The sequence below is a fragment of the Streptomyces canus 299MFChir4.1 genome (assembly GCF_000383615.1).
Taxonomy (GTDB): Bacteria; Actinomycetota; Actinomycetes; order Streptomycetales; family Streptomycetaceae; genus Streptomyces; species Streptomyces canus_C.
The window spans coordinates 279,563-291,435 of sequence record NZ_KB911587.1; the positions used below are offsets into that span (position 1 = coordinate 279,563).

Annotated in this window: 8 protein-coding genes; 6 read left to right on the forward strand and 2 right to left on the reverse strand. The window is 72.4% G+C overall.

The features are described 5' to 3' along the window. The first annotated feature begins 42 nt into the window (after positions 1-42). The 5 genes from H293_RS0117140 to H293_RS0117160 all read left to right on the forward strand — a co-directional run bounded on the left by H293_RS0117140 (position 43) and on the right by H293_RS0117160 (position 8,062). Positions 43-888, forward strand: coding sequence for an inositol monophosphatase family protein (locus H293_RS0117140; RefSeq protein WP_020119091.1), 846 nt, complete (start codon positions 43-45; stop codon positions 886-888). Between the two features lie 318 nt (positions 889-1,206). Beyond that, complete coding sequence (locus H293_RS0117145; RefSeq protein ID WP_020119092.1) at positions 1,207-2,619, forward strand: phytoene desaturase family protein; 1,413 nt, start codon at positions 1,207-1,209, stop codon at positions 2,617-2,619. Between the two features lie 53 nt (positions 2,620-2,672). Beyond that, complete coding sequence (locus H293_RS0117150; protein WP_020119093.1) at positions 2,673-3,182, forward strand: O-acetyl-ADP-ribose deacetylase; 510 nt, start codon at positions 2,673-2,675, stop codon at positions 3,180-3,182. 188 nt (positions 3,183-3,370) lie between these two features. Continuing rightward, positions 3,371-3,940 (forward strand): hypothetical protein, encoded by a 570-nt coding sequence (locus H293_RS0117155; RefSeq protein ID WP_020119094.1) that lies wholly within the window; start codon positions 3,371-3,373, stop codon positions 3,938-3,940. Positions 3,941-4,201: 261 nt separating this feature from the next. Beyond that, on the forward strand, positions 4,202-8,062 hold the full coding sequence (locus H293_RS0117160; RefSeq protein WP_020119095.1) for a glycoside hydrolase family 2 TIM barrel-domain containing protein: 3,861 nt from the start codon (positions 4,202-4,204) through the stop codon (positions 8,060-8,062). A 42-nt stretch (positions 8,063-8,104) separates the two neighbouring features. Here H293_RS0117160 and H293_RS0117165 read toward each other — a convergent pair whose 3' ends face one another. Continuing rightward, positions 8,105-9,238, reverse strand: coding sequence for an MFS transporter (locus H293_RS0117165; protein ID WP_020119096.1), 1,134 nt, complete (start codon positions 9,236-9,238; stop codon positions 8,105-8,107). Positions 9,239-9,254: 16 nt separating this feature from the next. Beyond that, a complete protein-coding gene (locus H293_RS0117170) occupies positions 9,255-9,617 on the reverse strand; it encodes an ArsR/SmtB family transcription factor (protein ID WP_028807921.1) in 363 nt (120 codons plus the stop codon). A gap of 35 nt (positions 9,618-9,652) precedes the next feature. Between H293_RS0117170 and H293_RS0117175 the strand changes: the two genes are divergently transcribed. Next, the gene (locus H293_RS0117175; RefSeq protein WP_028807922.1) at positions 9,653-11,824 is read left to right on the forward strand and encodes an HAD-IC family P-type ATPase; all 2,172 of its coding nucleotides are present in this window, start codon (positions 9,653-9,655) and stop codon (positions 11,822-11,824) included. Positions 11,825-11,873 lie beyond the last annotated feature (49 nt).

The following is an 11,873-nucleotide window of genomic DNA, read 5'->3' on the forward strand; positions in this document are numbered from 1 at the left end:
GGGCGGGTGGGGATTGTCAGACCGTCGTGCTCTCATGGAGTCATGATCGGAGACACGGAAACCATCGACGAGTTTCTCGACCGGCACGCGGGCGACGTGGAAGAGGCGGTGCGCAAGGCCGCCGCGGCCGAGGTCATGCCGCGCTTCCGGCGGCTCGCCGCGCACGAGGTCGACCAGAAGGCCGGCCCGCACGACCTGGTCACGGACGCCGACCGGCTGGCCGAGCAGTACCTCACCGAGGTGCTCGGCCCCCTCCTGCCCGGCTCCCTCGTGGTCGGCGAGGAGGCGGTCCACGCCAACCCGGCGTCGTACGAGGCGCTGCAGGGCGACACCCCCGTCTGGATAGTCGACCCCGTCGACGGCACCCGGCAGTTCGTGCACGGCGACCCCGGCTTCTGCATGCTGGTCGCGCTCGCGAGGAGCGGCGTCCTGCTCGCCTCCTGGACCTACGCACCGGCCCGGGACCAACTGGCCACGGCGATACGCGGCCGGGGCGCGTTCCTCGACGGCGAGCGGCTGCGCGCGGGCGTCCCCGACCAGGGCCGCGACCTCCAAGTGGCCACCTCCCACCCGGACTACACGACGGACGAGCAGAAGCGCGGCCTGCTGGGCCTGTGGACGGACGGAGTCGCACCGCGTCCGTGCGGCTCGGCCGGACTGGAGTATCTCGCCGTCGCCCGGGGCGAGTCGGACGCCGTGGCGTTCTCCTGGGAGGCGGCCTGGGACCACGCGGCGGGCCTGCTGCTGGTCGAGGAGGCGGGCGGCGCCCATCTGACTCTCACCGGCGAACCGTTCAGCATCAAGGGCGGCAACACCCTCCCCTTCACCGCGGCCCGCGACGCGGCGACGGCCCGGCGGGTGAGGGGGCTGCTGGCGGGCGAGGCCTGACGCGACGGCTGAGCCGCAGGCCGGAGTCATGTCCGGAGCGGGGCGGAGCGGAACCGAGGCCGGAGCCGGAGCCGGAGCCGGAGCCGGGGGACCGTCGGACGAGGTCGAGGACGAGGTCGAGGTCGAGGTCGCGGGCACGGTCAGCTCAGGACTCTGCGGGGGCAGGCTCCAGTCCCTAAAGCCGACCCGCCCCCGTCCCGACCCCCATCCCCGCCCCCCCGCTCCCCCGACTTACCCCCACGCCCCGAGACTGTCGGTCCCCCGGCATATCCTGATCCTCTGGCCATCGGCTGACGAAGGGGTCCGAAGGTGCCGTCGATGCTCGATGCGGTCGTGGTGGGTGCGGGGCCGAACGGACTGACGGCTGCCGTGGAGCTGGCCCGCCGCGGCTTCTCCGTGGCCGTCTTCGAGGCGCGCGGCACCGTGGGCGGGGGAGCCCGCACCGAGGAGCTGACCCTCCCCGGCTTCCGGCACGACCCGTGTTCCGCGGCCCACCCCCTCGGTATCAACTCCCCGGCGTTCCGCGCCCTGCCCCTGGAGCGCTACGGCCTGGAGTGGCTGCACGCCGAGCTGCCCATGGCGCATCCCTTCACCGACGGCACCGCCGCCGTGCTGTCGAGGTCGGTCGCCGAGACGGCCGCCTCGTTCGGGCCGCGTGACGCGGGGACGTACCGAAGGCTCGTCGAGCCGTTCCTGCCCAAGTGGGACACCCTGGCCCGCGACTTCATGTCCCTGCCCGCGACCGCGCTGCCCCGCGACCCGGTCACCCTGGCCCGCTTCGGTCTGGTCGGCCTGCCCCCCTCGACCTGGCTGATGCGCCGCTTCCGCGACGAGCGCGCGAAGACGCTGTTCGCCGGACTCGTCGCGCATGTCATGGCCCCGCTCAGCGGCTTCGCCACCGGCGCCATCGGTCTGGTCTTCGCCCTCGCGGCCCACGCGCGCGGCTGGCCCGTGGCGCGCGGCGGCTCCCAGTCGATCTCCGACGCGCTCGCCGCGTACCTCGACGACCTCGGCGGCAGCGTCCACACCGACTACGAGGTCAAGCGGCTCGACGATCTGCCGCCGGCCCGCGCGTACGTCTTCGACACCTCGCCGACCGCCCTGGCCCGCATCGCCGGCTTCGGCACCTACTACGAGGGCTACCGCTACGGCCCGGGCGTCTTCAAGGTCGACTACGCCCTCGACGGCCCGGTGCCGTGGACCGCGAAGGAGGCGCGCGGCGCGGGCACCGTGCAGATCGGCGCCGACAGCGCGGAGATCGGTACCGCGCTGCGAGCCGCTTCCCGGGAGGGCCGTGCGCCCGACAGACCGTTCATGATCACTGTGCAGCCCAGTGTCGTCGACCCGAGCCGGGCCCCCGCCGGGAAGCACGTGTTCTGGGTCTACGGCCATGTGCCCAGCGGCTGGACCGGCGACCTCACCGACGCCATGGAGCGCCAACTGGAGCGCTTCGCCCCGGGGTTCCGTGACCGTGTCCTCGCCCGTGCCACCGCGGGCCCGCCCGAACTCGCCGCGCGCAACGCCAACTACGTCGGCGGCGACATCGGCTCCGGCGCGGTCACCGGGCTCCAGACCCTGCTGCGTCCCAAGCTCTCCCTGTCCCCGTACGGCACCCCCCACCCGGCCGTCTTCATCTGCTCGTCGGCGACCCCACCGGGACCGGGCGTGCACGGCATGTCGGGACACAACGCCGCGAAGGCCGTATGGCGCAGGCTGCGACAGCAGACCTGAGGGAGATCGATACCGGGCTGCCCCCGGCTGGGCGGGCTGGAAGAGTGGCGGTCATGACCACCATCAGGCTCGTCCAGGGCGACATCACCCGAGAGAGCGCCGACGCGATCGTCAACGCCGCCAACTCCTCCCTGCTCGGCGGAGGAGGAGTCGACGGGGCCATCCACCGCCGCGGTGGCCCCGCGATCCTCGCCGACTGCCGTAAGTTGCGTGCCTCGCACTACGGCAAGGGCCTGCCGACCGGAAAGGCGGTGGCCACCACGGCGGGCGACCTGGACGCGCGCTGGGTGATCCACACCGTCGGCCCCCGCTACAGCCATGAGGAGGACCGCTCGGAGCTGCTGGCCTCCTGCTACCGCGAGTCCCTGCGCGTCGCCGACGAACTGGGTGCCCGGACCGTCGCCTTCCCGGCCGTGTCCGCCGGCATCTACGGCTGGCCGATGGACGACGCCGCCCGGATCGCGGTGGAGACCGTACGGGAGACGGAGACCGCGGTCGAGGAGGTCCGGTTCGTGCTGTTCGACGAGAAGGCGTACCGGGCGTTCGAGGGGCAGGTCGCCTGACGCCGGAGGGCCCGTACCCCGACGGCCGAACGGCGCCGGACGAGGCAAACGGGGGAGCGCGGAGGAAAAGTGCCTGTTCAGAGCCCTCTTGAGGTGGTGCGTGGCCGGGCGTCGGGCCCGCGATCGGTTGCGGGACATCTGGCCGGTTCTCACGGTGGGCCTTACGAAACCCTTCGAAAGGACCCCGCATGCGCCCCCTCGTCCCCCGCGGCCTTCTCCTGCCGTCCCTGGTCTGTGCCGCGCTGATCCTCGGCCCGGTCGGCACCGCGGCCGCCGCCGTCGACGCAGGCCGCGGCGCGTCGGACCACGGAGTGGCCCAGACAGCCAGCGCGTACGGCATCGACGACGCGGACACCCTGACGGACCGCCTCGACACGCTGAACCGGTCCGGGGACGCCGGTCTCCTCCAGCCTCTGCAGCCCCTCCTGGATGCCGTCACCGGCCTCATCGGCCTGAACGGCAGCAACCTCGACGCGAGCGAGGCGGCCGCCCAAGCGACGGCCGTGAAGGCGGCGAACACCGAGGTCCGGGAACGGCTGCGGCAGCAGAGCGGCACGGATCGGGCCGCGGCGGCGGCCGACCCGGTCTCCGACCTCCTGGACTCGCTCCAGTCCACGATCGACGACCTGCTCAAGTCGCTGACCTCGCTGGACCTGAACGGTGTGGTGGGCTCGGTCACCGGCCTCCTGGGCGCCGTGGTCGGGACCGTCACCGGACTCCTCGGCGGCGGACTGCCCTCCTTGCCGGCCGCCGACTGACCCGAAGGCGGCACCGCACCGGCGACGGCACCGCACCGGCCGCAGCACCGCACCCCACGGCACCCCCGCGTGAACGCACGCGGGGGTGCCGCATGTCGTCATGTCCCCAGGACCACACAAAGACCGACAGAGTCATTGCCTCGGCAGTCTTCGGGATCTAGGTTGAGTCGCATCCTGTGCCCCAAAGTCACCAATAACGCACAGGAATTGACGCTCCCTCAGTACGTACACCGCACTGTCGTCCCGAGGAAGGTTCCACCGATGCCCCACCCGTATCTGCCTGCCCTCCTCAGCCGCAGGCGTCTGCTGGAGTCGGGGGCCGCCGTCCTCGGCGCCCTCGCGTTCTCCTCCGGACCCCTGGCCGGTCGCGGCCACGCGGCGGAGGGCGCCCCGGAGTGGAACGGCGCCATCGACCTCTTCCGGGTGGGCACCCAGCCCCCGCACACCACCCTCATGCCGTACGCCGACGTCGGCCAGGCGCTCGCCGCCGACCGCACCCGCTCGCCGTACCGCGTGAGCCTCGACGGCAAGTGGAAGTTCGCCTACGCCGCCCGTCCCGCCGACCGCGACACCGACTTCTACCGCACCGACGTGGACGACACGGGCTGGGACACCATTCCTGTCCCCTCGGTGTGGCAGGTGCATGGCTACGACTTCCCGATCTACATCAACATCACCTACCCGTGGTGGGGCCCCAACGGTCTGGGCGAGGAGGCGCAGCCGCCCGCCGCCCCGACCCGCTACAACCCGGTCGGTCAGTACCGGCGCACCTTCACCGTCCCGGAGGACTGGTCCGGACGGCGGACCTTCCTGCACTTCGAGGGCGTCAAGTCGGCCCACTACGTGTGGATCAACGGAGAACTCGTCGGCTACCACGAGGATTCCTACACGCCCGCCGAGTACGACATCACGCCGCACCTCAAGCCGGGCACCAACCAGATCGCGGTCGAGGTCTACCGCTACTCCGACGGGGACTGGCTGGAGGACCAGGACATGATCCGGCTGAGCGGCATCTTCCGCTCGGTCTACCTCTACTCCACCCCGGCCGTCCACCTGCGCGACTTCAAGCTGGACACCCCGCTCGGCGACGACTACACATCCGCCCAGCTCTCGGTCACCGCCAGCGTGCGCGACTACGGCGGCGGCAACGCGGGCCGCTACACGGTCGAGACGCAGCTCTACGACTCGGGCGGCCACGCGGTCTGGTCGCGCCCGCTCCAGCAGGCCGTCGCGCTCGACGCGGGCGACGAGACGACCGTACAGGCGGCGAAGGCCGTACCCGCGCCCAAGCTGTGGTCGGCGGAGCACCCGAACCTGTACACCGCCGTTCTGCGGCTGCGCGACCCCGCAGGCAAGGTGATCGAGACGCTGTCGCACCGCGTCGGCCTGCGGGAGTTCGCCCTGAAGGACGGGCTGGTGCGCATCAACGGCAAGCCCATCTCCTTCCGCGGCACCAACCGCCACGAGATGCACCCCGACCGCGGCACCGCGCTCACCCGCGCGGACCTCGTGAAGGACATCACGATCATCAAGCGGATGAACATCAACTCCGTCCGCACCTCCCACTACCCCAACAACCCGCTCTGGCTCGAACTCGCCGACGAGTACGGCCTGTACCTCGTCGGCGAGACCAACCTGGAGACCCACGGCATCCGCGACGAGTACCCCGGCGACCACCCCGACTGGAGCGCGGCCTGTGTGGCGCGCGCCCAGAACATGGTCCACCGCGACAAGAACCACGCCTCGGTGGTGATCTGGTCGCTGGGCAACGAGGCGGGCGGCGGCAGCACCTTCGTGAACATGCGCGACTGGATCAAGTCGTACGACACCACCCGCGTCGTCCAGTACGAGGGCGACGACGGGCCCACCATCAGCGACATCCGCTCGGAGATGTACGAAAGCCCCGCACGTGTGGAGCAGCGTGCCAAGGACACCTCCGACACCCGGCCGTACGTGATGATCGAGTACTGCCACGCGATGGGGAACTCCAACGGCAACTTCAAGAAGTACTGGGACATCGTCCGCCGCTACCCGGTCCTCCAGGGTGGCTGGATCTGGGACTTCGTCGACCAGTCCCTCAGTGAGCCCGTCCCCGTACGCCAGTTGCTGACCGAGAGCGGGCCCGGCGCCCTGAAGGGCGAAGTGCTGCCCGCGCGCGCCAGGTTCGACCGCGACATGGGCGTCTCCGGTGGCACGGTCTTCGCCCGCGACGCCCGCCTCGACCTCACCGGCTCACTGACCCTGGAGGCCTGGTTCACCCCGAAGGTGACGGGCAGTCACCAGCCGGTCATCGCCAAGGGCGACACCCACTACGCGCTCAAGCAGTCCGGGAAGACAATGGAGTTCTTCCTCTACGGCGGGGGCCAGTGGATCACCACCACCTGGGCGCTCCCGGACGACTGGACGGGCCGGGAGCACCATGTCGCCGGTGTCTTCGACGCGGCCGCGGGCACGCTGACCCTCCATGTGGACGGCCAGGTCAGGGCCACCCGGACCACCACCCAGAAGCCGAGCAGCAACACGGCGCCCCTCGCGCTGGCCGTCGATGTCGACAACCCCACAAGGGAGTTCAGCGGCACGATCAGGAAGGCGCGCGTGTACGCCCGTGCCCTGACCGCCGCCGAACTGGCCTCGGACGGCCGGGGCCCCGGCGACGAGGGTGTGCGGTTCTGGTTCGACGCGGCGACCGTGGGGCTCACCGAGAAGCGGCCCGCCCAGAAGACCTTCTTCGCCTTCGGCGGCGACTGGGGCGACAACCCCAACGACGGTGCCTTCGTCGCGGACGGCATCGTCACCGCCGACCGCGGCCACACCGGCAAGGCCGCCGAGGTCAAGCGGATCTACCAGGCGGTCCAGGCGGCCTGGGCCCCGGGTGGGGCGGCGGTGACCCTGAGGAATGAGAACCTCTTCACCAACCTGCGAGATTTCGAAGGCAGTTGGACGCTCAGCGCTGACGGCAAGGTGGTGCAGCGCGGGAAGCTGACCCGGGACCAGCTGAACGTGGCCCCGCTGTCGAGCAAGGACATCACCGTCCCGTACAAGCTCCCGAGCACCCCCGCGCCGGGCACGGAGTACCACCTCCGGCTCTCCTTCGCCACCAGGGAGTCCACGCCCTGGGCCCGCGCCGGCTTCGAGGTGGCCGCGCAGCAGCTCGCCGTGGACGCGAACAGCCCGGCGGTGACGCCGGTGCCGCTCGCGAAGGTCCCGGCACTGAAGTACAAGGACGCCGCGGGCCAAGTCGACGTCACCGGCAAGGACTTCTCCGTCACCGTCGACAAGAGCAGCGGGACCATCACGTCGTACCAGGCGCACGGCACCCGTCTGATCACCTCCGGTCCCGTCCCGAACTTCTGGCGGGCGCCCACCGACAACGACCACGGCAACGGGCAGCACACCCGCAACCAGACCTGGCGCGACGCCGGTACGCACCGCAAGGTGACCGACGTGAGCGTGCGGGCCCTGCGGGACCGGGCCGTGGAGATCAAGGTGAGCGGCACCCTGCCGACGACGACCGAGTCGGCGTACAGCACGACCTACACCCTCTTCGGCAACGGTGAGATCAAGGTCGACAACACCCTGCACCCGGGGGCGAGTTCACTGCCGTACATCCCGGAGGTCGGCACGCTCCTGTTCCTGCCGCGCCGTCTGGACCGGCTGCACTACTACGGCCGCGGACCCGAGGAGAACCACTGGGACCGCAACGACGGTACGGACGTGGGCCTCTGGTCCGGGACCGTCGCCGAGCAGTGGACCTCCTACATCCGCCCGCAGGAGAACGGCAACAAGACCGACGTCCGCTGGGCCGCCCTGACCGGCCGGGACGGCGTGGGCCTGCTGGTCTCCGGCGAGCCCCTGCTGGAGGTCAACGCCTCGCACTTCACCCCGGAGGACCTGTCCAACGGGGTGCGCCACGACTACCAGCTCACCCCGCGTGACGCCGTCGTCCTGCGGGTCAACCACCGGCAGATGGGCGTCGGCGGTGACAACAGCTGGGGTGCGCACACCCACGACGAGTACAAGCTGTCCGCCGACCGGGACTACGCGTACACCTACCGGCTGCGGCCTCTGACCGACGTGGCCCGGGCGACGGCGGTTGCACGGCGGCCGACGGCCTCCGCCTAGTTCACCGCGTGGGTGGGGCGGCTCCGGACTCCCGGTAACGCCTCACCCACGTCGGCGAAGCAGGCCCACCGCGACCACCGGCCCGCAGGCAAGAAGGACCGCCAGCGCCCCGTACCCGTACGTCAGACTCGCCGCCGTGGCCACCCCGGCGACCAGCAACGGTCCGCCGGCGTCACCCAGTTCGCGTCCCAGCTCGGCCGCGCCCATCGTCTGCCCCAACCGTTCCCGCGGAGTCGACGAGGCGAGCGCCGCGAATCCCAGGGGAGTGATCAGCCCCGTTCCGACGCCGATCAGCGCGGCCGCCGGCAGGACGCCGGCGAGACCCGGCAGCATCGCGCAGCCCAGGCCGGCCGCCGCCAGCAGCAACCCGGCGGTCAACCCGCCCCGTACCGTGATCCGGCCCGCGTCCAACGCCCGCCCGGCGCGCGGCTGTACGACCGCCGCGCAGGCCGCGAGCACCGACACCGCGGCCCCCGTCGCCAGCGTGCCCAGTCCCGCCACCGCGCCCGACACGGGCAGGAAGCCCACGCCCACCGACAGCGCGGCGGTCGCCCCGGCCAGCGCGGCCGTCGGGACCAGGAACACCGGGTCGGCCAGCCGCCGCGCCAGGTCGAGGACGGTCTGCCGGGCCCGGGGCAGGGGTGGCACGACGGGTACGGCGATCAGCGCCCACCCCGCCACGGCCGCGCCCAGCACCGCCAGCACGGTGAACAGCAGCCGCAGTCCGCCCGTCCACACGAGCACCCCGCCGAGCAGCGGGCCCAGGGTGTAACCGACGGACTTGTAGAAGCCGTAACTCCCGAAGGCCCGCCCCTGCTTGGCGGCCGGATTCAGCCGGGACACCAGTGCGGACGCGGCGGGCGAGAAGGCGGAGGCCGCCGCCCCCTGCCCGAGCCGCGCGGCCCACAGCCAGCCGGGGCTGTCGGCGAGGGCGTAGAGGGCGGACGCGACGGCGAAGGCGACCAGTCCGCCGAGCAGCAAGGGACGCGCCCCGATCCGGTCGGCGAGCGTGCCGAACACCGGCTTGAGCACGACCTCGGCACCGTCGTACAGGGCGAGCAGGCCGCCCAGCACGAGCAGCGAGGTGACCGCGTCCGACGAGTCCGCGCCGAGGTTCGCGGCGATGCCGTGCGCGCCGAAGGCGGTGGTGAACCCGGCCGCGTACAGCGGCCACATCACCTGCCGGGGCGGCTCACTCGGTGGTGTCACTGAGGCCCAGCCGCAGATGTTCCACGTGGTAGACGGCCTGGTCGAGCAACTCGGCGACATGGTGGTCGTGCAGCGCGTACACCACCGACCGGCCCCGGCGCTCGCCCACGACCAGGCCCAGGTTGCGCAGCAACCGCAGCTGGTGCGAGCACGCCGACTGCTCCATCCCCACCTCGGCGGCCAACTCCGTGGCCGGCAGCGGTCCTTCGCGCAGCCGCGCGAGGATCAGCAGGCGGGAGGGGGTGGACAGGGCCTGGAGGGTGGTGGCCATCTTGGCCACGTTCGCCGCGTCCAGACGTACGCGCTCGGCGGTTTCCTGCGCGGTGGTGACGGCTCCATGACCCATGGGCGGCATCTTACCCATCGCACATGAACAGATGAATGAGTCTTCATGTATTCCTGTATGGTGCTCGGGTGTCCACGACTCTCGCTCCCGTTCGTGCCCCCTCGCCCGCGCACCCGGCACCGAGCCGCCGCACCCGGGTGCTCGCCCTCCCCGAGGCCCGCTGGGCGCTGGCGTCGACCGCCGCGTTCCTGCTCGCTCTCGCCCTGGACCTCGGCGGTCTGCCGTGGTGGGCGTACGGCCCGCTGTACGCGCTCGCCTATGCCACCGGCGGCTGGGAGCCGGCCCTCGAAGGGCTCAGGGCGCTGCGTGAGCGGACCCTGGACGTCGACCTGCTGATGATCGGAGCGGCGCTCGGCGCGGCAGCGATCGGCCAGGTCCTGGACGGCGCCCTGCTGATCGTCATCTTCGCCACCTCCGGCGCCCTGGAGGCACTGGCCACCGCCCGCACCGCCGACTCGGTGCGCGGCCTGCTCGACCTCGCGCCCACGACGGCCACCCGGGTGACGGAGAACGCCGAGGAGTCCGTCCCGACGAGCGAACTCGCCGTCGGAGACGTCCTGTTGATCCGGCCCGGCGAGCGCATCGGCGCCGACGGCCGGGTCCTGGACGGCGCGAGCGAGGCCGACCAGGCCACCATCACCGGCGAACCACTCCCGGTCGCCAAGGGCCCCGGCGACGAGGTCTTCGCCGGCACCCTCAACGGCACCGGCGCACTGCGTGTCCGCGTCGAGCGCGACCCCGCCGACTCCGTGATCGCCCGCATCGTGACCCTGGTCGAGGACGCCTCGCGCACCAAGGCGCCGACACAGCTGTTCATCGAGAAGATCGAGCAGCGGTACGCGGTGGGGATCGTGGCGGCCACCTTCGGCGTGCCGCTGCTGTTCGGCGCCGACCTCACGGACGCGCTGCTGCGCGCCATGACCTTCATGATCGTCGCCTCGCCGTGCGCGGTCGTCCTCGCGACCATGCCGCCCCTGCTCTCGGCCATCGCGAACGCCGGGCGGCACGGCGTCCTGGTGAAGTCGGCGGTCGCGATGGAGCGGCTGGGCGAGGTGGACGCCGTGGCCCTCGACAAGACGGGCACGCTGACGGAGGGCGCCCCGGAGATCTCGGCCGTACGGCCGCTGCCGGGCTCCGGGCTGACTCCGGACGCCCTTCTCGCGCTGGCCGCCGCGGCCGAGCTCCCCAGCGAGCATCCGCTGGGGCGGGCCGTGGTGAGGGCGGCGCAGGAGCGGGGGCTGCGGATCGCGGACGCGCGGGACTTCGTCGCCGTGCCCGGGCACGGGGTGACGGCGGTCGTCGGAGGGCGGACGATCGAGGTCGGCCGGGCCGATGGCCCCTCGGGCCTCGTCCTTCCGGATGCCGGCGCGGGCCGCCCCGAGGACAGGGCCGCCCGCCGTGCCGAGACCGTGGATGCCGGCACCGAGGGGAGCACGGCCGTCGCCGGCCCCGACGCGCTGGGCTCCCGCGCCGAGGCCGGCGCCACCGTCGTCCTCGCCATGGGTGCCGGTACCGAGGGGAGCGCGGTCGCCGATGATCCTGAGGTGGTGTTTCCCCGCGCCGCGGCCGGCGCCACCGTCGTCCTCGTGACCGGCGACGGCGTCCCCCTCGGGACCCTCGCACTCACCGACCGCCTCCGCCCGCACGCCCCCGCCGCCACCGCCGCGCTCACCGCCCTGACCGGCACCGCCCCCGTCCTGCTCACCGGCGACAACGCGCGGGCCGCCGTGCGGGTCGCCGAGGCCACCGGCCTGGTGGACGTCCGTGCCGACCTGCTGCCCGAGGGCAAGGTGGACGCCGTCCGGGAGCTCCAGGACGCCGGGTGCAAGGTGCTGTTCGTCGGGGACGGAGTCAACGACGCACCCGCGCTCGCCGCCGCCCACTCCGGCATCGCGATGGGCCGGGCGGGCTCGGACCTCGCGCTGGAGACGGCGGACGCGGTCGTCGTACGGGACGAGCTCGCGACCGTTCCGGCGGTGGTACGGCTGTCCCGGGCCGCCCGCAGACTGGTCCTCCAGAACCTGGTGATCGCGGGTGCCTTCATCACCGGGCTCGTCCTATGGGACCTCCTCGGCCGCCTCCCGCTGCCGCTCGGGGTCGCCGGGCACGAGGGCTCGACGGTCCTCGTCGGTCTGAACGGACTGCGGCTGCTGCGCGAGTCCGCGTGGCGACCTGGGCAGGTCCCGTCCCAGGGCACGCGAGGTTGATGTCGGATTCTCGCCAGCCCGGCTCTGCCGGGTGGTCGATGCTGGACGC